At 62.9% G+C, this 24,051-nt stretch carries 18 protein-coding genes and 1 pseudogene; 13 read left to right on the top strand and 6 right to left on the bottom strand.

Features of this window, described 5'->3' with window-relative positions:
• Positions 1–125, top strand: a pseudogene (locus GC148_RS05875) (IS5/IS1182 family transposase); the annotation flags it as partial.
• Between the two features lie 75 nt (positions 126–200).
• Here GC148_RS05875 and GC148_RS05870 read toward each other — a convergent pair.
• Positions 201–752: a hypothetical protein gene (locus GC148_RS05870; RefSeq protein WP_291069537.1), complete on the bottom strand. Its 552-nt coding sequence runs from the start codon at positions 750–752 to the stop codon at positions 201–203.
• Between the two features lie 104 nt (positions 753–856).
• Here GC148_RS05870 and GC148_RS05865 point away from each other — a divergent pair, with 104 nt between their 5' ends.
• The 3 genes from GC148_RS05865 to GC148_RS05855 all read left to right on the top strand — a co-directional run bounded on the left by GC148_RS05865 (position 857) and on the right by GC148_RS05855 (position 6,793).
• Complete coding sequence (locus GC148_RS05865; RefSeq protein WP_291069535.1) at positions 857–1,663, top strand: hypothetical protein; 807 nt, start codon at positions 857–859, stop codon at positions 1,661–1,663.
• Positions 1,664–2,014: 351 nt separating this feature from the next.
• Positions 2,015–4,906, top strand: coding sequence for a tetratricopeptide repeat protein (locus tag GC148_RS05860; protein WP_291069534.1), 2,892 nt, complete (start codon positions 2,015–2,017; stop codon positions 4,904–4,906).
• Positions 4,907–5,263: 357 nt separating this feature from the next.
• Positions 5,264–6,793 (top strand): amidohydrolase family protein, encoded by a 1,530-nt coding sequence (locus tag GC148_RS05855; RefSeq protein WP_291069533.1) that lies wholly within the window; start codon positions 5,264–5,266, stop codon positions 6,791–6,793.
• A gap of 201 nt (positions 6,794–6,994) precedes the next feature.
• On the opposite strand, the gene GC148_RS05850 is transcribed toward GC148_RS05855, so the two are convergent.
• Complete coding sequence (locus tag GC148_RS05850; protein ID WP_291069532.1) at positions 6,995–8,980, bottom strand: PBP1A family penicillin-binding protein; 1,986 nt, start codon at positions 8,978–8,980, stop codon at positions 6,995–6,997.
• A 197-nt stretch (positions 8,981–9,177) separates the two neighbouring features.
• Here GC148_RS05850 and GC148_RS05845 point away from each other — a divergent pair, with 197 nt between their 5' ends.
• Positions 9,178–9,627 carry a c-type cytochrome gene (locus GC148_RS05845; RefSeq protein WP_291069531.1) on the top strand — a complete coding sequence of 150 codons (450 nt, stop codon included), beginning with the start codon at positions 9,178–9,180 and terminating at the stop codon, positions 9,625–9,627.
• Here the strand turns inward: GC148_RS05845 and GC148_RS05840 are convergent, their stop codons facing one another.
• Both GC148_RS05840 and rsmI read right to left on the bottom strand, forming a co-directional pair.
• Positions 9,628–9,993, bottom strand: coding sequence for a YraN family protein (locus GC148_RS05840; protein WP_291069530.1), 366 nt, complete (start codon positions 9,991–9,993; stop codon positions 9,628–9,630).
• A complete protein-coding gene (gene rsmI, locus GC148_RS05835) occupies positions 9,980–10,855 on the bottom strand; it encodes a 16S rRNA (cytidine(1402)-2'-O)-methyltransferase (RefSeq protein WP_366063236.1) in 876 nt (291 codons plus the stop codon). The genes GC148_RS05840 and rsmI overlap by 14 nt, the downstream gene beginning before the upstream one ends.
• Before the next feature lie 47 nt (positions 10,856–10,902).
• Between rsmI and GC148_RS05830 the strand changes: the two genes are divergently transcribed.
• The 3 genes from GC148_RS05830 (at position 10,903) to GC148_RS05820 (ending at position 16,389) form a co-directional block, all read left to right on the top strand.
• Entirely contained in the window at positions 10,903–12,186 is a 1,284-nt protein-coding gene (locus tag GC148_RS05830) for a penicillin-binding protein activator (RefSeq protein ID WP_291069526.1), read from the top strand.
• Positions 12,187–12,285: 99 nt separating this feature from the next.
• Positions 12,286–13,455, top strand: a complete 1,170-nt coding sequence (dnaJ, locus tag GC148_RS05825; RefSeq protein ID WP_291069524.1) for a molecular chaperone DnaJ — start codon at positions 12,286–12,288, stop codon at positions 13,453–13,455.
• 102 nt (positions 13,456–13,557) lie between these two features.
• Entirely contained in the window at positions 13,558–16,389 is a 2,832-nt protein-coding gene (locus tag GC148_RS05820) for a phosphoenolpyruvate carboxylase (RefSeq protein WP_291069523.1), read from the top strand.
• Between the two features lie 7 nt (positions 16,390–16,396).
• Here the strand turns inward: GC148_RS05820 and GC148_RS05815 are convergent, their stop codons facing one another.
• A complete protein-coding gene (locus GC148_RS05815) occupies positions 16,397–17,350 on the bottom strand; it encodes an aspartyl protease family protein (RefSeq protein ID WP_291069522.1) in 954 nt (317 codons plus the stop codon).
• Between the two features lie 165 nt (positions 17,351–17,515).
• On the opposite strand from GC148_RS05815, the gene GC148_RS05810 reads away from it, so the two are divergent.
• From GC148_RS05810 to GC148_RS05790, 5 genes are all read left to right on the top strand, one after another.
• The gene (locus GC148_RS05810; RefSeq protein WP_291069520.1) at positions 17,516–18,766 is read left to right on the top strand and encodes an acetyl-CoA C-acetyltransferase; all 1,251 of its coding nucleotides are present in this window, start codon (positions 17,516–17,518) and stop codon (positions 18,764–18,766) included.
• Positions 18,767–18,880: 114 nt separating this feature from the next.
• Positions 18,881–19,777 (top strand): alpha/beta fold hydrolase, encoded by an 897-nt coding sequence (locus tag GC148_RS05805; RefSeq protein WP_291069518.1) that lies wholly within the window; start codon positions 18,881–18,883, stop codon positions 19,775–19,777.
• Between the two features lie 81 nt (positions 19,778–19,858).
• Complete coding sequence (locus GC148_RS05800) at positions 19,859–20,902, top strand: methyltransferase (RefSeq protein ID WP_291069516.1); 1,044 nt, start codon at positions 19,859–19,861, stop codon at positions 20,900–20,902.
• Positions 20,899–21,573 (top strand): pseudouridine synthase, encoded by a 675-nt coding sequence (locus tag GC148_RS05795; protein ID WP_291069514.1) that lies wholly within the window; start codon positions 20,899–20,901, stop codon positions 21,571–21,573. The genes GC148_RS05800 and GC148_RS05795 overlap by 4 nt, the downstream gene beginning before the upstream one ends.
• 119 nt (positions 21,574–21,692) lie before the next feature.
• Positions 21,693–22,661: a hypothetical protein gene (locus tag GC148_RS05790; protein WP_291069513.1), complete on the top strand. Its 969-nt coding sequence runs from the start codon at positions 21,693–21,695 to the stop codon at positions 22,659–22,661.
• Here GC148_RS05790 and GC148_RS05785 read toward each other — a convergent pair.
• A complete protein-coding gene (locus tag GC148_RS05785; RefSeq protein WP_291069511.1) occupies positions 22,576–24,051 on the bottom strand; it encodes a lipopolysaccharide biosynthesis protein in 1,476 nt (491 codons plus the stop codon). The two genes, GC148_RS05790 and GC148_RS05785, sit on opposite strands and share 86 nt — an antisense overlap.

Below are 24,051 nucleotides of genomic sequence, written 5' to 3'. Positions count from 1 at the left end.
ACGTCATCGAGCGCATGTTCTGCAGGCTGAAGGACTGGCGGCGCATCGCAACGCGGTTTGACCGAAACATCACCAACTTCATGGCGGCGATCACCCTTGCAGCAGCCGTCATCTGGTGGCTGTAATGAGTCCGGACCCTAGTAGGCCTTAAATCGGCATTCCAGTAGATTGGACTTTAGAGAAGCTCGTCCTGCTGACAATCAGCAATTCGTCGCAATTTCGCCCTTTGGCAACACGTCAAGTAGGTCGTCTATGAAGACCGAAACCAGTGCCGCCTGACTACTTACGCCAGCCTTGGCATAGACTTGGCTGAGCTGCGACCTGACCGTTCCTGCCGCCGCGCCTCGCAGGCGCGCAATCTCGGCGATGTCACACCCTTTGAGAGCGAACAGCGCAACTTCCCCTTCGCCTTTGGTCAGCCTCCATTCTTTGAACCGCATTTCTATGTGCTCTCCGAGCGCGCCTCGTGCCTTCGCCAGAGATTGTTCCTTCCGAAACAGATCCCGGGACAGCCGGACGATGTTCATCGAACTTAGGATGACGCCAGTAAACAGAGCGACGGCGATCAGGCTTTCCATTGCGAGTTCGAGCGTGCGTCCATCGGCGCCGGCGACCAACCAGTCCTCGAACCCATCGACGACAAAGAACAGCGCTGCGACGATCTGCAGGACTATCAGCCCCGCTGAAAGTGCGAGCGATCGGCCGAGGAAAAGGGTTGGTAGAACTGACTTCGGAACGTCAGCCTTATGCATAGGACACCCGCTTAGAAGGACCGCTTTGAGCACCTGCTTATGGGCTTTCGAGCCCTCCAAATCTACCTGCGAGCTGTGAATGCGGGCTACGATGGAGCAATGGCGTGACCGACACAGAAAAAGCGGCACTCACCAAAGTGCCAGCCATCAGCTTCGGTTTCTGGGTGATCAAAATCCTCGCCACCACTTTTGGTGAGACTGCGGGCGACAGTGTCTCCATGTCGTGGTTGGGCGAGACGACCGCCAGTGCGCCGACATCGTTCTGGCAAAGCGGCTACCTGATCGGGACGGCCATATTCGGATTGATCCTGGTCATCCTCGTCTTTGCGCAGATCCGCGCGAGCCGGTTCAATCCCTGGCTCTACTGGGCAACGATTATCGCCTCAACGACGGCTGGTACGACCATGGCAGACTTCGCAACCCGGTCGATGGGTATCGGCTATCCCGGCGGCTCACTCTTTTTGTTAGGACTCGTCGTTGCGTCCCTGTTCGTGTGGCGGCAAGCTCTCGGAACTGTTTCGGTGAGTTCGGTGCAAGAACCCAAGGCCGAGTTGTTCTACTGGCTTACGATCACGTTTTCCCAGACGCTGGGTACGGCCCTTGGCGACTGGATCGCGGACGGTCCGCTGGGCTATTTGGGCTCCGCAGTGATCTTCGGCGCGTTGCTGGCGCTGATCGCGCTGGCCTATTTCTTCTCATCAGCTAACCGTGTTGCGCTGTTCTGGGCAGCCTTCATCCTGACCCGCCCGCTTGGCGCGGTGGTGGGCGATTTCCTCGACAAACCTATGTCGCATGGCGGCCTCGAGCTGAGCCGCGTCTGGGCAACAGTCGTGCTTGGTTCCGCCATCGCCGGGTTGATCCTACTGCTCCGCCAAAGCGCTGAACCAGCCAAGACCCGGCTGGATGCTTAAGAAGAGTACGTCCGCCGTTTGTCCTCAGCGACGACACTCATGACGGCCGCCCTGTAGATTTGGTTTCACTACAATATTCCGACTCTTTTCGGCGACCAGTAAGAATGGGCCAGGTCGGCTCCGATCGTGTCTACCGCTGACTGGCAGGAGCCATCCAATCCTGCCGTTCCAATACCCGACATCCGCCAGGCCGAACTTCGCCGAAAGCTGCCAATCAGACGCCGATCATCAACCTCCTGGACAGGCTTTAGGTTAGACACCCGGGAAGGAGGCGGTCGGGACCCGCTCTGAATAAACTCTCAACAACACAAAAGGTTTGCGGCGCCGGGTCGTATGGTCAAAGGAGGTAAGATGCCTGACTTGTCATCTCCCACACCCATAGCTTCTGCCTTATCGTCACTGGTGTTCTTAGCCACCGTAGCAGCGATCTATGCAACTGTTTCCCTTTTGCGCGGAAACTCCAAACATAAGACGAAAAAGCCCGGCATGTTTGATGCTGCGATTGCGTCACTTCGCAAACTGGATGCAGGGCTCGTATATGGCTTTTCCTGGATAACGGGTACGCGCTACCGATGGCGTTACCAGCGACTTCCGATCCTGCTCGTCTTTTTTCTCTCCGTCACGGCCGCGGCCGTCTATCTGCCGTGGCCATTCAGCATGGTTGCTGTTGGGTTCGGCGTGTTTTCGATCTTCATTGTGTTCCGCCACTGGTCCCGGGACGAGGACGAGGCAATTGAAAATGTCCCTTTTGAACGCAAGGACATCCGCCTCAACGGAACGCTTGGCGCTGAAGTCCTGATCGCCTCCGGCTTCTTGTTCGTATTTGCACCGATCGCTTTTGCCCAGCTCCAGAACCATGGGCTGGGTTTCACTCTCAACGATGATGCCAAGCCCTTTGCGTTCCTACTCTACACCCTGATCGAGACCGTTAAAGCCGGGTCGCTCGTTGATTACTATGATCTCTATGCCGGAGGCATCGGGTTCGAAAAAATCGGTGCTCCGACAGATCCATCCAGATGGGCGAAGGTGGCCATCATCCTTTATCGCGTCTCGCTAAATCTTTTGCTACTGGCCGCGATCAAGCGCCTGATTGATGTGGCCAAGCGACGGGCAGAAGGCGCGGACCTGCGCGCCGTTGCAGAGGCGCTTCGCGCAACCGACTCCGAGAAGCAGGAGGCGGCAATCGGCACCCTTCGGGATTTTGCCTTGCGCGGGCGCGGCAACGCACGTGATCTTCTGGAAAAGGTCGCGGAGCCCCGTCAGTCTGAAGGTTGGCCGATACACGCAGACACACGATACCAGGCAGCGTCAGCCCTGCTTGACTATGGCACCCAGCGAGGTGGCGCGAGTGCTCTGTATTCGGCTGCTGACGGCTACCGCGCCTTGATGCGCGACGGATATGATCGCGAAGCTGACGCCAAGAAGTGGCGTGCGGCTGCGCACAATCTTGGCAACACACTGGTCCAGCTTGGCCAGCAAATTGGAGACCCGGAGCGCCTGCGTGAAGCGAAGGAGATCTATTCCGGAATCCTGGCTTCTGATGATGAGGCGTTCTCCCCAGCCTCCCGTCTCAACACACAGATCGTGCAGGCGAATGTCCTCGCCGATCTCGCAATGATGACAGGTGAGCGCGCAGACCTAGAAGAAGCCGTCGCCTCCTATCGCGCAGCAATTTCCGCTGCGGATCCGGAAGCCGACAAGCATGCGCTCTCACTGCTCCAGAGCAATCTCGGCGCCACGCTTGCCGACATTGCTGAAATAGACGGGGATACAGCCATTATCGAGGAAGCGATCGCGGCTTATAGGGTCGCGCTTGCAGATCTCTCTCCCAAGACCGCCCCGGAGGCCTGGTCGATGGCCCAGAACAATCTCGGCAATGCGCTCGCCGATCTTGGCAAATGGACCGGAGAATCGCCGCCGCTCGTTGAGGCGCTCCTTGCGCATGAGCAATCGCTCAATATCCGGACAAAGGCCTCGATGCCCCTGCTCTGGGCCATGTCGCAGAACAATCTCGCCAATGCCTTGAGCCGCCTGGCGAGACTGGAAAATGATACCAGCCGTCTTCAGGAGGCGATTGCCAACTATAAGGAAGCCCAAACAGTCTACCAACGGGAAGATTTTCCGACGGACTGGGCCTGGACAGAGTCCCTGCTTGCCTCGGCATTGATTGACCTGGCCAATATGTCGGGCGAAGCGAAGCATTTCGAAGCGGCCCTGGTATGTTGCGATGGCGCTGCAAGCAACCACAAAGCCGCGGGCATGCCAAACCGGTTGGCCTGGGTCAAAGGGCTCAAGGGAAATGCTTTTGTGGGCCTTAAGAGGTTCGAAGAAGCGGCCTCGTGCTATCGGGAAGCGCTTTCCTGGCAGACATTTGAAAATGCGGGAGACGATTGGGTTCTCTCGATCAACAACCTGGCAGCCTGCCTGAATGAGACAGGAAATGTGGCTGATGCGCATTCCGTACTTGCGGAAGCACTCGACCAGCTTCCGGATGATCCCCGACTGCTTGCGACGCAAGCTGCGATTGGGCTGGACGCCATCACCCGGGTGCAAAGTCTCGGAGATGAAACGCTAGAGGGCGCCCCTGTTGCTGTGCACGCGAACCAGCGCCATTTCAGGGTATCCGTTCAGCGCATGTGCGGCGAGTTTGTTATTGGCCGTGTCAGCAAGGCTTTCTACGCTTATTGGAAGGACCGGGACGATTTTGCCGACCAGGTCGGCATGATCGATGACCCCGATAATTTCGATGCCGAGTCCCCGTCACCATACGAAGATGGCGGAGATTGCGAAGGCTGGTATGCGATTGACGACGTCGCGCATGTGAACAACGCGATCTTCAATGGCAACCGCATCTATGTCGATGAAGTCGTTCCGGATGCAGACGACTCTGCCGGCTTCCGGCAGAAGCCAGATGGGTATTCTGAAGAATTCGACATCGATGATATCCTGCCTGGCATGCCCGAGGGTTTTTGCCAAATTACCCGGGAGTATGTCGTCGAGACGGATGTCGATAATCCCGAGACACCAGTCTTTGTCGGAAAGAGCATCGAAAAGGGCGCGCAGACGGATGTCATCGTATCGACAGAGGGAAATTTTGACCCCGCTATGCTTAGTTTTGAAATTTGGAACATCGACGGAGATCCAGTCATCGCTTCGATCAGCTATGCTGGGAAAGATCTGGAAATCATTGCGGACAGTTCAACAGGGAAGGCTTTTTACGCATATCTGGGCAGTCTCGAGTGAGAAAGCACGATCATGTGGAATGGCTGTGGTGACCGGCTGCCAAGGGCCAGGTCGGTTCCGATGATCGTTTTCGGTGTCAGGCAGGGGCGCCCCAGTCCTGTCATTCGGCTGTTTCACCGCCACCAGCCCGAACTTCGCCGGAATCAGCCATCGACCCAAATTTTCTGAATGACGGATTGTATACACTTTTGGGATTTTCGGTGCGTCTCGATCGACCCAGCATATTCAACGGCTAGACAGTATCGGCGTGTTGCGGCCAAGCTGTAGTGCGCTGGTAAACCGGATGGTGCTTGTTTGTTGCGAGTGAACGGACTTCCAAAAATGCCCGCAGCGCGGGATCTTGCCGCATATCTTGCGGTGAGCGGACTGATCTCTTTGGCCACCGCATGCACAATTCTGCGCCCGGCGGCGCACTATGACGTGGTGATCGAAGGCGGGCGGGTGATCGATCCTGAAACCGGGCTCGATGCCGTTCGCAATGTCGGCATCAGAGGCGACATGATTGTCCGGATCGCCGAGCGCCCACTGAAGGGCGCGACGGTCATCGACGCACATGGCTTAGTCGTTGCGCCCGGTTTCATCGACATCCATTCGCATGCTCTGACCACGCCGTCGATGCGCCAGCAGGCCTTGGACGGGGTGACCACCACATTGGAGCTGGAGCTTGGCAGCTTGCCGGTCGGCGAGGCTTATAGCTTGTTGGACCGCGAGGGCCGGCCCATCAATTACGGCTTCTCCGTTTCCTGGTCGCTCGCCCGCATGCAGGTCATGGACGGCCTTTCCATCGATGGCAGCACCGCGACCTATCAGAAGAATGTCGCAAAGCCCGGTTGGCGAGAGGCCGCCAGCCGCGAGCAGACGTCACAGATCCTCGCGCTTGTAGAGCAAGGCCTGGATCAAGGCGGCCTCGGTATCGGCGTGATGCTCGGCTATGCGCCGGCGACATCGCCGGAGGAATATGTTGCTGTCAATCAGCTCGCGGCGGCGCGCGGCGTCCCGACATTTACGCACGTCCGCTATGCGAACTTCGCGGCGCCCGGCAGCATTTTCGACGGGCTGGAAGAGTTCATCGACGTCGCGCGCCAGACCAACGCGCGCATGCACTTCTGCCACATCAATTCTTCCTCATGGCGCAATATCGAAAAGGTCAGGTCCCTGTTCGAAGCGGCCCAGGCCGAAGGCTTGAAAATTTCGACAGAAGCCTATCCCTATGGCGCGGGGTCTACAACGATAGGTGCGGCAAGGTACGCGCCGGAGACGTTGGATCGTGCCGGCATTCGCGCCGAAGACATCTACATGACCGACACAGGCGAATGGGTTCAGGATGTGGATGAACTGGCTGCCATTCGCGCCGAGCGGCCGTCCTCGATCGCGATCTTCCACTTCCTCAACGAGGCTGATGGCGCAGACCAGGCGCTATTGAAACATGCCTTGCTCACTCGGGACGCAGCGATTGCGTCCGATGGCATGCCGTATTCGGTGGATGGACAAGTGCTTGAAGGGAATATCTGGCCAATTCCGGAAAATGCAGACGCACATCCGCGAGTGGCCGGCACATTTGCCCGCGTCCTCGGAACCTGGGTGCGCGAACGGGGCGCCATGACATTGAATGAAGCAATCCGCCGGTCCACGCTGGTGCCTGCGCAAATCATGGAACCAGCTTCCCCGTCCTTCGCACGCAAAGGGCGTCTCCAGGAAGGCATGGATGCGGATATCGTCGTGTTCGACTTCGACAGGATTGCCGATCAGTCGACCTATGAAGCACCCTACCGCGGGTCTGAAGGTGTCCGCTACTTGCTGGTTACCGGCACGCCGTTGATATGGGATGGACAACTGGATCTATCGGTGCTGCCCGGCCGCCCTATCAGGCGACAGCCCGTTGATTAGAGCTCGTTCGGCGAGGCCCGTCAGTCGCTCGGACGATGCTGCAGCTGGAGCGATCGGGATCCTCCCCAATTTGCGCCCCGCCGCGTCTCTCGGATGAATAGGGGGTGATTGAGATGAAACCCGTCGGGAGCACCCTTTCCAAAGCAGTCGGAACTTTCGCCGGATTTGCGCCGAGATGATGACGATCCGGACCCGCCCGCCCTACTCCGCCTGCGGAATGATGCCGTTGGTGTTGGCGGTGCGGGAGCGGCCGGAGGCGCTGGCGAAGGCCTGGGACATGCCGCGATAGAAGGCGATTCGGTCTTCGGCGGCGGGATCCAGGACAAGAGCGGTGGCGGCGCCGAACAGAGGCTCAGGTTTCTGGCCCTCGTGGGCGATCTCCATGATGTCCGACCACAGATCAGCCGGCAGGCCCCCGCCTGTCACCTTGTGCATCGGACTGTCATCATCATTGCCGACCCAGACACCGCCGACATAGGCCGAGGTGAACCCGATGAACCAGGCATCGCGCCAGTCCTGGCTGGTGCCGGTCTTGCCCGCGACCGTCCAGTTCTTGATACGGGCGCGCCCGCCGGTGCCGATCGGTGCGTTCACAACGCGGGTGAGCATGGCGTTCATGTCAGCAGCATAGTCTTCCGCATACACACGTTCGCCTTGCGTACCCGGATGCTCGAACAGGACATTGCCGCGCGTGTCGGTCACCTTGCTGACGAGGAAGGGATCCATACGGCGCCCGCCGGATTCGAACACGCCATAGGCGCCGGTGATTTCCCAGAGCGTGACTTCCTGGCTGCCGAGCGCCACCGAGGGGTATGGCTCCATCTTGCTGGTGATGCCGAAGCGCTTGGCAAGATCGATGACGCGGGCGGGGTTGGACTCGTTGCCGAGCTCGGCGGCGATGGTGTTGGTCGACCGCGTCAGCGCTTCGCTGAGTGTCATCGGGCCGATGAATTCGCCATTGTAGTTCGTCGGCTGCCATTTGCCGATGCTGATCGGGCGGTCGTTGAACACGTCGTACGGCGAGTATCCGTCCTCGAGCGCGAGCGCGTAGACGAAGGGCTTGAAGCTGGAGCCGGGCTGGCGCTTCGCCTGGGTGACGTGGTTGAAGGGCGATGTCTTGAAATCCGTGCCGCCGACAAGGGCGGCGACGTGGCCATCCTTGCCGAGGATCAGCGCGCCGACCTGTGTGGCCTTGGAGGCGGCGCCATCTTTCTTCATCCGGTCGGTGATCTGCTTCTGCACGCGGGCCTGAAGCTTCGGATCAATCGTCAGCGTGACGACCGCATCGCCCGGCAGGCGCGGCAGCAGCGAGGCGAGGCGTTCATTCGCGACATCAAGGACGTAACCAAGCTCGGCATCATAGACCGGCGGCTTGATGATGTTGATCGGCGCTTCCTTGGCTTCCGCCTCTTCCGCCTTGGTGATGTAGCGCTCGGCGCGCATCTCGCGCAGCACGTATTGCTGGCGTTCCTGCGCACCGGCGAGGTTTTCGCGCAGGTTGAGCTTGGACGGCGCCTTGGGCAGCGCCGCAAGCAAGGCGGCCTCGGCGATGGTCATCTGTTCCGGCGGCTTGCCGAAATAATAACGCGACGCCGCATCGATGCCGTAGAGGCCCGAGCCGAAATAGACGCGGTTGAGGTAGAGCGAGAGGATCTCGTCCTTGGTCATGCGCTTTTCAAGCTGGCGGGCGAGCGTGATCTCCTGCGCCTTGCGCTGCATGGTCTGCCGGCTGTCGAGGATCAGGTTCTTGACCACCTGCTGGGTAATCGTGGAGGCGCCGGAGACGGTCTCGCCGGCGGTGGCATTGGAGATCGCCGCGCGGGCGATTGCGGTCTCGTCGGCGCCGTCATGTTCGTAGAAGCGCTTGTCCTCCGCGGCGAGGAAGGCCTGCGGAATGTGGCGCGGCAGCGTTTTCACATCGATGGCCCGGCCATAGCGGGGCCCCCGGACGGCCAGCGTGTTGCCGTCCTGGTCCACATATTCGATGGCCGGTTCGCGGTTCAGGTTCCACATTTCGGCGATATCGCCGGGAAGTTTGGGCATGCCGACATGCAGGCTGTGCCATTTCCAGGCTGCCCAGAGACCGCCTGCGAGCATCAGGACCAGGACCGTGACCAGGCCGTAACGCACCACAGGCCCCTGACGTTTCAGGAAATTCGGCGCGGGGATGCGGATGACGCGAGGCATTCTGGGGGGCGTGGGAAACTGGGTCATGAGCTGCGGGGTGTTCTCGGGGTATCTGGCTGAACCCACCGTGAAAGCGCCAGCCTAACTGGAAGAAGATTACGGCAGGGTGAAGGCGCCAGATTAAGCAAGTATCCCTAGCGGCGCCCTGATTGATATGTGCTAGGCTTCGGGATCTGATCAATCGGGAGGATGTTCGCATGCGCCATCTCATTTTCGCCATCGCGGCTGCAGGACTGGTGTCTGCGGCAGGCTGCACCAAAGCCGAAGACAAGCCGGTCGCTGTGGCGGTCGAGCCGGCGGCGCCGGCCGAACCCGCGCCGGATGCGGGGCCCGAACGGCTGGTGATCGACGCGGAAGCGCTCGGCATTCCGACCGACGCCGAGTCGATTGCCGACGGGCGTGAGATTGCCATGCACCAGTGCTCGAACTGCCACGGGCTGGACGCGGAGGACAACAAGCGCGCCGATGCCCCGCCGCTGCGGTATGTGCTGTCGATCTACGAGCCGGAATCTCTGGCGGAGAATTTCCGCGCCGGGATCCATGTCGGCCATGCCGATATGCCGGATTTCGTGTTTGGAGACCTCGGGATGGACGTGTTGCTGAGCTATCTGGTGTCGATCCAGGAAGTGCCGCCGGCGCAGCAATAGTCAGGCCATTCCTGGCCGCCAGGCGTCGCGCAGGTGGCTGGGCAGGTATCCCGGGGCAATGGCGATGATGTCATAGCGCCAGCCGCATTCATGGAAACGCGGACGCTGGGCCATCCAGGTTTCGGCGGCGCGCGAGATGCGGCGCCAGGCGGCGGGTGTGACCGCGCCGAGGGCCTCGTCGAGCGTGGCGCGCTCCTTCACCTCGATGAACGCGATGACGTCGCCCTTGCGGGCGATCAGGTCGATCTCGCCGACCGGCAGGCGCACCCGGCGCGACAGGATGGTGTACCCCTTCGCCCGCAGCCACCAGGCCGCAAGCGCTTCGGCCCGCCGGCCGCGCGCTTCGGCGGCCTCACGCCGGCCCATCGCCGGACTTGATCTGGAGCGCGCGCTGGTAGACGTCGCGCTTCGGCAGGCCGAGGGCGCCGGCCACGGCGGCGGCGGCGTCCTTGGTGGGCATTTCGGCCAGGGCCACGCGCAGGGCGGAGTCGAGATCGGCGGCGGTGGCGACGGCCTCAGTGGGCGGGCCGACCAGCAGGACAATCTCACCGCGCGGCGGGCCGGCGGTTTCGTAATGGGCGGCAAGATCGGCCAGGCTGCCGCGCCGGGTTTCCTCGAACAGCTTGGTAAGTTCGCGGGCGACGGCGCAGTCGCGCGGACCAAGCACGGCGGCAAGGTCGGCCAGGGTTTCGGCGAGGCGCGGACCGCTTTCATAGAAGACGAGCGTGGCGGGCACCTGTTTGAGGGTTTCGATTTCGGTGCGCCGGGCACCGGACCTCGGCGGCAGGAAGCCGGCAAAGAGGAACCGGTCGCTCGGCAGACCGCTGGCGACGAGCCCGGCAAGCAGGGCCGAGGCGCCTGGAACGGGATAGACCTTGATCCCCTGCTCCAGCGCTTCATGCACCAGTTTCCAGCCGGGGTCGGAGACCAGCGGCGTGCCGGCGTCCGAGATCAGCGCGATACGGGCGCCCTCTTCAAGGCGCTTGAGGAGGCCCGGCCTGCGTTCCGCCCCATTGTGGTCATGGTAAGGGCTGAGGCGGGCCTTAAGGCCGTAGGCTGACAGCAGTTTCGAGGCGACCCGCGTGTCTTCAGCCAGCACTTCCTCAACCCCGGACAGGATGTCGAGCGCGCGCAGCGTGATGTCGCGCAGGTTACCAATCGGTGTGGAGACAATATAAAGTCCCGGCGCTACAGCCACGGGCGGTTGCCCGGCCCGCGCCGGCCCCATAGACTCGTGCGAGGCGGGAATCGCGCCGGCGCCAGAAGGATCGGAAGATGACATTGCGGGTACCATTGCTCAGGAACTTCAAAGCGCCAAGCCTTGCGCTGGCCGCGCTACTTCTGGCAACCGCCTGCGCCTCGGCGCCGACCCGGCCGCCGGTGTCCATAGGCACCGGGCAGCCCCGCGTCGACCCCGTGACGGGCGAAGTGCTGACCGGCGCGCCGCCCGAAGAGATCGAGACGGCGACCACCGGCACCTTCCGCAGCGATGGCGGCCTGACGCCAAACTTCATGCTGGGCATGGACGTCAAACGCGCGGCGGTGCTGCTGCCCTTCAGCCACCCGAATGCGCAGGTGCGCGCCGAGGCCGAGAGCATGCTGGCCGGCGTCGAACTGGCCGTGTTCGAGAATGGCGGCACGAACTTCCTGATCATGCCAATGGATACCGGCGCCGGCGCCTCCACCGCTGAAGCGCGCGCTGACGAGGCGCTGAAAGAAGGCGCCGACATCATTCTCGGCCCCCTCTTCGGCACCAGCGTTGGCCCCGTGAAGGAAGCCGCGCGCCGCAAGTCCATTCCCGTGGTGGCCTTTTCCAACGACCGGACCGTCGCCGGCGGCGGCGCCTATCTCGCCTCCGTGATGCCCGAAGAGGAAGTCGTCCGCGTGATGGGCTATGCGGCCACGCGGGGCACACGGACCTTCGTCTTCCTGGGACCTGATTCGGCCTATGGCCGCCAGGTCGAGGCGGCGATGCGGGCCGAGGCGCTTAAGAATGGCTGGACGGTATTGGGCGCAGGTTTCTACGATCCGAGCAGCAGCGCCAGCTCTGAAGTGGCGCGCATCGCCGGGCTGATCAAGACCGAGCGCAGCCAGGTGGGCCTGCTGATTGCCGAGCGCGGCACGAAACTGCTGTCGATTGCCCCGCTGCTGGTCGTGAACGGCGTGGACCCGGGCCGCACCCGCTTCCTCGGCACGAGCCTGATGGATGATGCCAGCATCTGGCGCGAACCCGCCCTCGCCGGAGCCCTCTACGCGTCGGTTGACCCCGATTATCTCAGCAGTTTCAAGGCCACTTATGACCGGATTTACGGGCGCAAGCCGACCGACCTGGCCGCCGCGGCCTATGATGCAACCGCGCTGGCCATCACGCTGGCGGGCGAAGACAACATCAAGCATGGCGGGGTGACCGACCCAGACGGCTTCATGGGGGTGAACGGCCTGTTCCGTTTCCGCCTCGACGGAACCTCCGAACGGGGCCTCGCGGTCAAGGAAATCCGCAATTCCGGAGCTGTGGTCGTGGAAGAAGGGATTACCAGATTCCCGCCTGGTGGTAGCTGATTCGATTGTTCGCGCCTGACGGTTAGCCCTTGCGGTGACTACTGACACGCCCCAAATCACCGGCCTCAGGGTACTCGATTCCGGTTTGGCGGCGACTGTATGAGCAAGCGCGACTATTATGATGTCCTCGGCGTAGAGCGCGGGGCAGACGAAAAGACGCTGAAATCGGCGTACCGCAAGCTGGCGATGAAGTTCCACCCGGACCAGAATCCGGGCGATGCGGCGGCCGAGGAGAAGTTCAAGGAAGTCGGCGAAGCCTATTCGATCCTGTCGGATGCGCAGAAACGTGCAGCTTATGACCGGTACGGCCATGCCGCCTTCGAGAATGGCGGCAACGGGGCCGGTGGCGGCTCGCCCTTCGGTGCGGGCGTCAATCCCGAAGACATCTTCCAGGACCTGTTTAGCCAGGTGTTCGGCGGCGGCGCGGGCTTTGCCGGCAACCGCAAACGCGGCGGGCCGCAACGCGGCGCAGACCTGCGCTATGATCTCGAGATCACGCTGGCCGAGGCCTATACCGGCAAGGACGAAACCATCCATGTGCCGCAGGCGGTAGCGTGCAAGCCGTGCGAAGGCACCGGCGCAGCCCCCGGCACCAAGCCTGAAACCTGCGAGACCTGCGGCGGCCATGGCCGCGTGCGCGCGCAGCAGGGCTTCTTCACGATGGAGCGCACCTGCCACATCTGCCAGGGTCGCGGCACCGTGATCCGCAAGCCGTGCAAGACGTGCGGCGGCGCCGGACAGGTGAAAGAAGAACGCAAGATCTCCGTCAAGATTCCGTCCGGGGTGGAAAGCGGCATGCGCATCCGCCTGACCGGCGAAGGTGAAGCGGGCTCGGCCGGTGGGCCGAAAGGCGACCTTTATATCTTTGTCGAAGTGGTCGAGCACGACATCTTCGAACGCGACGGACCGAACCTCTATTGCCGCGCGCCGGTGCCGATGGCGACCGCCGCGCTGGGCGGGGAAATCGAGATCCCGACAATCGATGGCGGACGCGCGCGCGTGGCCATTCCGGAAGGCGCGCAGACCGGCCGCAAACTGCGCCTGCGCGGCAAGGGCATGCCCAGCGTGCGCCAGGGCGGCCAGACCGGTGACCTCTATGTCGAGATGTTCGTCGAGACGCCGCAGAACCTGACGAGCCGCCAGAAGGAACTTCTCCGTCAGTTCACGGAATGCTCCGGCGCCGATTGCCACCCGGAAAGCGAAGGCTTCCTCGGCCGCATCAAGCGCTTCTGGGGCGGCCACGAAGGCGAAGAAAAACGCCCGAGCTGAGGCCCGGCCGGCCGGTTGCTGCGCGAAGATGCATGCCACACATGCTGCCATGAGCCCAAATCGGCTTTGACAACGTTGCAATAGTTCCGCTTCTGGTCCGCCATGAGCCAACGATCCCGCAAAGCATCGCCCCTCAGCCTTGACTGGGCCCAGACCTTTCTCCGGCAGGAGGCCGCACGGATCGACGCCGATCCGCTGACCAATTCGGTCTTCTCCCTGGCCCAGACCCTTTTCCGGAAGCTCGAAGCGGACGAAATCAGCGTCGAAAACCTGTCGGCGCTGGCGGAAGACGTGCATCTGATGCTGCTGGACGAGCGGGCGGATGCGTTTCGCCGCCAGCATTCCGGAGCAGATTCCGCGGCAGCCTGGGCGCCGGTAGCGGCGCGGTTGGCCGCCCTCGCCGATAACGGTTTTGACGCGTTCCGCGAAGAAGTGGAGAGGCCCACGGGCGGCATCGTGTTCACGGCGCACCCGACCTTTGCCCTCTCGCGCGACCTGAGGCTGGCGATGGCCGCCTATATCACAAGGCCCACGGCCACGGCGCGCAATGCGCTGGGCAAGCTGGTGCATTCGGACGGGCGGACCTGGAACCAGGCAATCACGCTGGACAGCGAACATGCCGAGGCGCAGGACGCCCTGAAACATGCGGCCGACGCCCAAGCCGCTTATGGCGGCCAGGTCTTGTCGCTGGCCCGCAAGGCCTTTCCGGACCGGTGGCGCGAGCTGCGCCCTTTCCTGCCGACGCTGGCGAGCTGGGTGGGCTATGACCTCGACGGGCGCACCGACATCCCCTGGTTCCGCTCGATCCATCTCCGGCTGAGCGAGAAGTCGGCGCAGTTGACGCGTTACGCGGAGGCGCTGGAGGACATCCTCAACGGCGTGAAGGCCCCAGCCCCGCTGACAGCGATGGTGCGGCGGCTGAAGCGGGCCGCGAAGGCCGCCGAGGCCCACGCGCAGCGCTTTGCCGCCGACCTGACCGACGCCAACCTTCTGGTGGAGGCCGCCAACCGGTTGACCGGAGAAACCGGACCCGAGCGGCTGACGGATGTGCGTGAACTGACGGACGTGATCGACGCGGCGGCCGGCGCCCTGCCCGATGACGTCGCCGCGCGCCTGCTGGTGCTGCGCGCGCAGATGGCAGCGCAGCAACTGGGTACCGGGCGCATCCACCTGCGGGTCAACGCGGCGCAGGTGCGCACAGTGATCGCCCGCGATCTGGGCCTGGAGACGGAAGACCGGGAACTCGGCCGGGTGGCATTGTCGGAACTGGCGCAGAAGGCGCGCAAGTCGAAGCCGCTATCAGTGAACTTCGCGGACCTCTTCCGCGAACAGTCGACCGCGCGGCGCCAGTTCATGATGTGCGCGCAGATCCTTAAACATATCGATGCCGGATCGGTGATCCGTTTCCTGATTGCCGAAAGCGAAAACCCCGCGACCGTGATGGGCGCGCTCTACCTCGCGCGGCAATACGGCGTGGACGGACAATTGGACATCTCGCCCCTGTTCGAGACGCCAGAAGCGCTGGAGACAGGTGGACGGTTTGTCGAACGCCTTCTGGAGGAGCCGGAGTTCCTCGCTTATGTGAAACGGCGTGGATACTTGTCGATCCAGCTGGGTTTTTCAGATTCCGGGCGTTTCATCGGTCAGGTCGCAGCGAGCATGGCGATCGAGCGGATCCACAACCTGATCGTGCGCGCCATCGCGGCGAAAAAAGCCGGCATTTCGCTTTTGATCTTCAACACACACGGCGAGTCCATGGGACGCGGCGCCTGGCCAGGTACGTTCGAGCAGCGCTTCGATCACCTGTTGAGCCCGTGGACCCGCGCGGGCGCCAGGGCGCGGGGTGTCGATCTCCTGCATGAAGTGAGCTTCCAGGGCGGTGACGGCTTCCTGCATTTTGCCTCACCGGAACTGGCAGAGACAAGTTATGCCGCCTGGTGCCTCAGCCGGATAACGCCGCCACCGACCGAGCTGGCCGATCCATTCTATACGCGTACAGATCTTGTGTGGGATTTCTACCGCGCACTTCGCGGCTGGCATGAGCGGCTGTTTGCCAACCGCGACTATGGCCGCCTGCTTGGCTCCTTTGCCAGCGGGCTGGTCGTGCGGGCAGGATCACGCCAGAAAAAGCGCAGCGGCGGTCCGACCGGGCCAGCGGCGCTGCGGGCGATCTCCCACAATGCGACGCTGCATCAGCTGGGCATTCCGGTGAACACCGCCGCTGGCATCGGTTCGGCCCTGCAGCGCGAGAGCGAGCGCCTTGCCGCCCTGATCAACCAGAGCCCGCGGATGCATAGCCTGATCCTGCTGGCAAGCGAAGCGCGCAAGCGTACCAGTCTGCCGACGCTACGGGCCTATGGGAACCTCTTCGATCCGAGCGTATGGATCGCCCACGCGCGGATGGCTCCGGCCGACAGGGCCAGCGCCTATCGCGCCGCCTATTATGTGCTGCGTACGGACGAAACCGCAACCTCGATCCACCGGATCGCCAACCTGATCTCGATCGACCTTGGCCGGTTCGACCGCCTGCTCGCACAAGTGAAGGGCGCCGTGTCGGTGGAGCAGCGCCGCGAAAGCCGGCTCGACATGCACGTGCTGCATGCGGTCCGCCAGGCCCTGATCATGAAGGCGATTGCGCTGGCCGGCCGGATCCCGCGGATTTCGGAACGCCACGATGCGAGCCAGCGCGACATCATAGCCATGGTGACGCAGCTGCGCCTGTCCGAGGCTACGGACCTGCTGGGACGCATCTTCCCGCGCGCTGATATGGACGACGAGCCCCTGGCCGGGTTGACCGAAACCGGGTCGGGCCAGACATCCGGCTATGGCTATGACCGGATCCACCGGGACATCATCGGCCCGCTGGACGAGATCGACCGCTGCCTGCACGGCATCAGCCTCGCCCTGTCGCAAGCCTACGGTGCGTTCGGCTAGGGCGGATTCAGCGTTTGAGCCGTGTCGCGTCCGCCGACAGGTCAAGGCCGACGGCGCTATTGTCGTCCGGAATACTCAAAATCAACTCGTGCTTGCGCCGGTCGAACTGCAGCCTGAACTTCGAAAGGAAGTCGAGCCCCAGAACCATGACCGGCTCGTCAGTCAACCCCAGGCGTTCAAGCAGGACAGGATCAGACACCATAAGGTCTGGATTCTTCACATAGAAGTCCGCGAGATGGATCTTCCGCGCACGGCCGACCCACGCGGACTCGCTGTCGCCAGTGGCGCCAAAGATACGGTGCGTGAGTTCTTCATTGCGCCGCATCGACGACTGGCGCGCGAAAGTGGTGTTCACGTAGGACAGGCTTGATCCGGTATCGATCAGCGCCCGGCCCGGTTTTCCATTGATCCGGATACCGATGAAAATGAGGCCGCCCTCGTCTGAGTATTTCACGGCGCCGGCATAGTGGGTACGTTTCACATCCGGCTTGCCATCATAGGCGGAGATCGTTCGCGCCTCGAAGTCGAACTCAAGCACATCGCCCGGAAAGGCGGACGCCGGCAGGACATTGTTCGCGGCGCCGGGGACTTCGATGTTGTCATTGTACGCAGCATCGACCGCATGCATGCGCAGGTTACCGGCCGAGATCGTGTCGAGGCGCACGACAGGATAATCCTGATCGCCATTGACGCCGAGGATATTGACAGTGCGGCTGGCCGCATCCGGCTCACGCACGCCGCTGCGCAACGCTGCCGTACTATCAACCATGGCGAAGGTTGCCGCCGTATCGATGACGCCGGTCGTCGACGCCCGGCCATTGATTTCGAGTTGGACGATCATGTGGTCAAACCGGTTCAGTTCGAAGGGGATCACCGCGCGCTCGTCGGATGCAGATGCGCTAAGCGCTGGCCCGGCCATCAGGACCGCCACAATTACGTCAAAAGCCCGGCTTCGCGCCATGAGCGTTTCTCCCTGCAGCCACCTTGTCACAAAGACGCGCGGAAAGACAGTTGAACCGGGCGCAGACCTCTCCCAACGTCACGGCTTTCGCTTACGCTTACGTTCGCGTAAAGCGATGCCATCGAAGGCCCGAAAGCACAGGGCATGACACAAGGGAGTTTCAACATGGCTGAAGCCTATATCATCGACGCTGTCCGCACGCCGCGCGGCATCGGCAAGGTTGGCAAGGGCGCGCTCGCCCACATGCACCCGCAGCACCTCGCGGCCACGGTGCTGAGCGCCCTGGCGGAGCGCAACAAGCTCGATACCGCCACGGTCGACGACATCATTTGGGGCACATCCAGCCAGCGCGGCGCGCAAGGCGCCGACATGGGCCGCATGGCCGCGCTCGACGCCGGCTATGACATCAAGGCTTCGGGCGTCACGCTCGACCGTTTCTGCGGTTCGGGCATCACCTCGGTGGCACTTGCTGCGGCCCAGGTCATGTCGGGCATGGAAGACTGCGTGATCGCCGGCGGCTGCGAAATGATGAGCTACACGGCGGCCACAGCTGATCCGAAATCTCCGCCGACGATGGATGTGGGCAACCTGCGCCTGCGCGAGAAGCACCCGCAATCGCAGCAGGGCGTCTGCGCCGATGCCATCGCAACGCTGGAGGGCATCGACCGCGAAGCCGTCGACCGTCTCGCCGTCGTCAGCCAGCAGCGCGCGGCTCGCGCCATCGCCGAGGGCCGTTTCAACAAGTCGCTCGTTCCGGTTTACAACGTGGACGGAACGCTGGCCCTCGACCACGAGGAATTCCCGCGTCCGCAAACGACGATGGAAAGCCTCGCGGGCCTGAAAACCGTGTTCAACATGTACATGGACATTCCGGTCGACGATCAGGGCAACACCTACGGCAACCTGGTCACGCGGAAATATCCGCAGCTCGAAGGCAAGATCAGCCACGTGCACCACGCCGGTAACTCGTCGGGCGTTGTGGACGGCGCGGCCGCCCTGCTGCTCGCTTCGAAAGACTACGCGGACAAGCATGGCCTCAAGCCGCGCGCCCGGATCGTGGCCACAGCGAACATGGGCGACTGCCCGACGCTGATGCTCAACGCACCGGTCGCCGCAGCGAAGAAGGTGCTCGAGAAGGCCGGCCTGAAAACCACCGACATCGACGTGTATGAAATCAACGAAGCCTTCTCGGTTGTCGCCGAGAAGTTCATCCGCGACCTCGATCTCGACCGCGAGAAGGTGAACATCAATGGCGGCGCGATGGCCCTCGGCCATCCGATCGGCGCCACCGGTTCGATCCTGATCGGCACCGCGCTGGACGAACTCGAGCGTTCGGGCGGCCGCTACGGCCTTGTCACCATGTGCGCCGCAGGCGGCATGGCCCCGGCCATCATCATCGAGCGCCTCGACGCGTAATCGCCTTGAAGGGTGAATGGAACAGGCCCCGCCGGCGCAATCCGGCGGGGTTTTTTTCAGTCCGCTGGCTGACCGGCGGGCACCCGTGCTAGCCAGAGGAAAAGGAGAAGTTTGATGAATCAATTCTGCCTGCTGGCGCTGAGCGCCCTGATGATTGCTGCTTGCGCGAGCGCACCGGCGCCCGATGCGGCGTCCGGCCGTTTCAGCGACCCCGCGACCATCGACGCCGACTTTCCGCCCGGCATCGCCGAAGTGTCGTTCGACAGCCATGGCGACCGGCTGAACGGCCATATCTATCTGGCAGGCGGCGCGGACCCGCATCCGACGGTGATCCTGCTGCACGGCTTTCCCGGCAATGAAAAGAACCTCGACCTGGCGCAGGCCCTGCGCCGCGACGGGTTCAACGTCCTCTTCTTCCACTATCGCGGCGCGTGGGGCAGCGAGGGCGTCTATTCCTTCACGCATGTGATCGAGGATGTCGGCGCGGCGGCAGAGTTCCTGCGCGCGAAGGCCGCGGACTACCGCGTTGATCCGGCCAGGCTGATCACCATTGGCCATTCGATGGGCGGGTTTGCCGCGCTGCAGGGCGCGGCGCGCGATCCGGCGATTGCCTGCACCGCCGGGATCGCTCCGGCGAACCTGGGCGGGCGGGCATTTGCGTTCGATGCGAACCCCGAATTCGAGGCCGGCTTCCGGGCCTATTCGGACAGCCTGCAGATGCTGGCCGGCTATGATGGCGAGACCGGCGTGGCCGAGATCCGCAACAATGCCGAAGCTTTTGAGCTGCAGAACCTGACGCCGGGACTGGCGGGCAAGAAAGTCCTGATCGTCGGCGGCGACAAAGATGCGTCGGTGTCGCTGGAGGATGTGGTCAAGCCGCTGATTGCCGCCTACGAGGCCGCCCCGGAGATCGAGACGACCGGTGTGGTGCTGTCCGGCGACCATTCCTTCTCCTGGTCGCGCGAAGCCCTGATCGACACGGTCGCCGACTGGGCGGCAGGCTGCAGGTAGGCTTGCTGCCCGCAAGGCACCGGGCGAGCGCCTGAGCCCGGGCCTTTTCAGAACGGCCCGGGACGCGTATCGGTGCCGCCGATGATGGATCAGGTTGTATTTGACACGCTCTTGCTCGCTTTCGACAGCGGCGCCGTACGCATGCCCCAAACGGGCGCAATCCTCGTGCTGAATGCCGAGCCAGGCCCCTGGCTGGCTGAGCTGCCGAAGGACCGTGTCGTGTGCCGCACCACGCAGAAGCCTGCGCACGAGGCCTTGAGGACTGCTGGCTATACCGTTCTGGACGTGGACTCGGTGGAATTGCCGGTCGCGGCCCTGACAATTGTCGTGCCGCCGCGCCAGCGCGACCAGGCGCGCGCGCTGTTTGCCCGCGCCGTCCTGGCCGCACCGGAAGGCACGTATGTGATCGCCAGCCTGCCCAACACGCTGGGCGGCAAGACCGGCGAAAAGATGCTGGGCGAGATTTCGGGCGAAACCGGCAGCCTGTCGAAACACAAATGCCGCGCCTTCTGGACGCGCAAGGTGGCCGCCGCGATCGACACGAACCTTGCCGAGGACTGGATCGCCGAAGACGCCGTGCGCGAGATCGAACCGGGCCTGTTCAGCCGGCCGGGCCTGTTCAGCTGGGACCGGGTGGATCCGGGCAGCGAACTGCTGGCCGATTCCGTGCCCGAGCAGACCAAAGGCGTCGGCGCAGACCTCGGCGCCGGCTACGGCTTCCTCTCGCGCGAACTGCTGACCCATTGCCCGGGCATCGAGCGCATCGACCTCTACGAAGCCGAGTATCGCGCGATGGTCTGTATCGAGGCGACACTGGCGCCGTTCGCGGGCCGGTTCACGGCGCATTGGGCCGATGTGCTGAAGGACCTTCCGGAAAAAGCTTATGATTTCGTGGTGATGAACCCGCCCTTCCATACGGGGCGTGCGGACAATTCGGCGCTGGGACGCGGCTTCATCCGTGCGGCGGCGCAGGCGCTGAAGCCGGGCGGCACGCTGTGGCTGGTCGCTAACCGGCACCTTCCCTACGAGGCCGAACTCAGCGCCTGTTTCAAGACGCACGAAATGCTCGAGGATGAAGCGGGCTACAAGATCATCCGCGCGGAACGGCCGAAGCGGGCGAAATGAACGACACACGCAAGCTCGCGAAATTTCTCGCCGGGCTGGGTTACGGCTCGCGCAAGGAAATGGCGATCGCCATCCGTGACGGCCGGGTGACCGGCGAAGGCGATGATCTGCGGATCGATGGCGAGCCGCTTGATCCGCCGGCCGGTATGATCCTGATGCTGAACAAACCGGCCGGCTTCACCTGCTCCCACGCCGACCAGGGCCGGCTGGTCTATGAGCTGATGCCCGGCCGCTTCCAGAAGCGGGATCCCAAGCTCTCCACGATCGGCCGCCTCGATGCGGACACGACCGGGCTTCTTCTTTTCACGGATGACGGTACGCTGCTGCACCGGCTGATCTCGCCGAGATCCAGCATCGAGAAGACGTATGAGGCGCGCCTTGCGCGGCCGCTGGAGGGACATGAAGCGGCGCTGTTCGCGTCCGGCACTCTGGTGCTGCGCGGCGAGGACAAGCCCTGCCTGCCCGCCCGCCTGGAGGTGACCGGCGAACGCACGGCCAGCCTCACGCTGACCGAGGGACGCTACCATCAGGTGCGCCGCATGTTCGCCGCCGCCGGCAATCATGTCGAAGCGCTGCACCGTAGCCGTTTCGGCCCACTTCGCCTTGGCGCCCTGCCCGAAGGCCAGTGGCGGCTGCTCGATCCGGCTGAATCTTTGGCGCTTCGTCGGTGACACTTGGCGCAATTTCACCGGATCCGGCCAAGCTCCGTTTACCATTTTCTGGCACACTCCAACCTCAACACCGGACCGCACCCGCCGCGCCCGGCCAAACACGGATCCGCAAGCTGACCATGCAGGCGCGCAGAAAAAAACTGGCGATCCTTCATGACAAGGGCACGCCCCGCGGCGACCGGTTGCACATGGTCGTGCAGATCGCAGACCATCTGCGCGAGATGGGCGTTGAGGTGATCGACCTCCACGGCACGGGGTATTTCGAACCGGCCGATGCGGTGTTCGTGCACGTCGACCGTTCTGTCGTGTCGCCGAAGCTGCAGCGCTTCGCCCGCCGGTTTCCGGTCCAGATCAACGCGCATGCCGGCGACATCCGCAAGCGTACCTTTGTCGACGGATTGCTCGAACCCGGCGACTCCTATCCTGCCCCCGTGATCTTGAAGTCCGACCTGAACTATGGCGGCGCGCCGGAGCTGGTGAACCGGTCGCTCCTGAAACGGATGACCGACCGCCTGACGCGCCTGGCAACGCGCCCGCCGCCGCGCCTGATCACGCAAAAATCCGACTATCGCATTTTCCCGACGCTCGCCGACGTGCCGCCGGGCTATTTCACGCCGGACAATATCGTCCAGAAACTGATGCTCGAAAAAGCCGGCGAGAAGAACATGCTCCGCGAATACATATTCCTCGGACGCCTGCACTACGAGAACATCGAGCAGTCTCGCAGCGAGATCATTACCGAAGACGAGCACGTGTCCTGCCTGCCCTTCGAGCCACATCCGCGACTTGTAAACATGCGCCGCCGCCTGAATCTGGACTATGGCAAGATCGACTATGTGATGATCGACGGCGAACCGTTCATTTTCGATGCGAACAAGACGCTGGGATTGGGCGCTTACGGCGAGACCGAGTATTTCGGCGAGGACTTCCGGGCGATGCTGAAAGCCTTTGCCGAAGAGATAGTCCTGATGCTGAACAATTCTCAGACGTGCGGGAACGCACCTACGGGTTCGCCAGCCGGCGGTTCAAAATCGAAAGCACGTTCGTCTCGATTCCCTCACGCCGCCCGGTCAGCTGCCACAGCGTGACGTGTGCGGCCGTATAGGTCAGCGCGCCGAGGATCGCGAGCAGGCCTGCTCTCAGAATCATGTCCATGAGTTCGCTGCCTCCGCCCGCCAGGAGCGTTTCGCGCGCCGATACAACCACCCCGCTCATCACCAGCGCTGAAAGGGTCGTTCGTCCGACCGCAGCAATCTGCGCCCCGCGCGTCAGGCCGGTCACCTTTGCCGCGGCATGGATGCTGAGCAGATACCAGCCGAGCGCGGTGAACGCACACGCCCAGAGCGCGCCGATCATGCCATAGTTGATGAGCCCCGCCGCCAGCACCGGAACGTGCACCGCGGCCGAAACCAACTTGTACTTGAACAACAAACGCGGATGGCCGAGCGCATTTGCGAGCGAATTGCTGAGCCCGGCGAGCAGGTAAAGCGCCGTGATCGGCGCTGCGAAGGTCAGCACCAGCGCCGCTTCCGGCCATTTCGGTCCGAGCGTGATGGAGATGATCTCCGGCGCCAGAAGTCCCATGCCCACGCACACCGGCAATATGATCGCAAAGCCTGAATGGATGCTTTTCAGATAGACGTCGCGCACGCGCGCGGCGTCGTCCTGGATCGAGCTGAAAGCGGCAAACAGGGTCCGCTCCATCGGCGCATAGAGCAGCGTCTCCAGCCGTTCGCCGAACTGCGAGCCGACCGAGAAGGCGCCGAGGCGCGCATTGCCGACGAAACGGCCAAGGAGAAAATTGGTGCTGGCATCTCGCACGCTGTCGGCCACATTGCCCAGCCCGACCCAGACCGAGAAGCCGAAGAACTTCCGGAACGATTTGAGTCCGAAGGCCGGAAGCTGCGGGCGCAGCACATAGGAGGCCGCCGTATTGGCCAGGCCCGATGCGATCAGTCCGATCGGCAGCGCCCAGTAGCTGTGCGTGGCAAGGCCGATCCACACGATAACCGTGATCGACGTGATCTTTGTCAGCACATCCAGCAAGGCTTCGCGGCGGAAATCCATGTCGCGGATGTATTGTTCGAACCAGGAATTGCGCAGGCCCAGCACCAGGGGATAAAGCGCGAGCACGGCAACGAGACCGAACAGGCGCGGATCGCCCATCACCAGCGAAGCCGGCCAGGCAACGATCACCATCAGCGCCGCAACGATGGCGCCGCGCAGGAAATTGATGGTCCAGGCCGTGTCGAAATCATCCTTGCCGGCATTCTTCATCTGCACCAGCGCCGCGCCGACCGGCAGCTCGACCACCGAGCCGGCAATCGCGAACACGCTCATCGCAATCGCCATCAGGCCGAAATCCTCGGGCATCAGCAGGCGCGCGGCAATCAGCGTACTGAGCAGGCCCAGCCCGTTGCTGATGAAGCGCCCGGCCAGCAGCCAGGTCGTGCCCTTGAGGATCTGCGACTTCAGCAT

Origin of the sequence: Hyphomonas sp. (assembly GCF_016125515.1) — a bacterium.
Taxonomy (GTDB): domain Bacteria; phylum Pseudomonadota; class Alphaproteobacteria; order Caulobacterales; family Hyphomonadaceae; genus Hyphomonas.
This window is presented reverse-complemented; position numbering and strand designations above follow the sequence as displayed.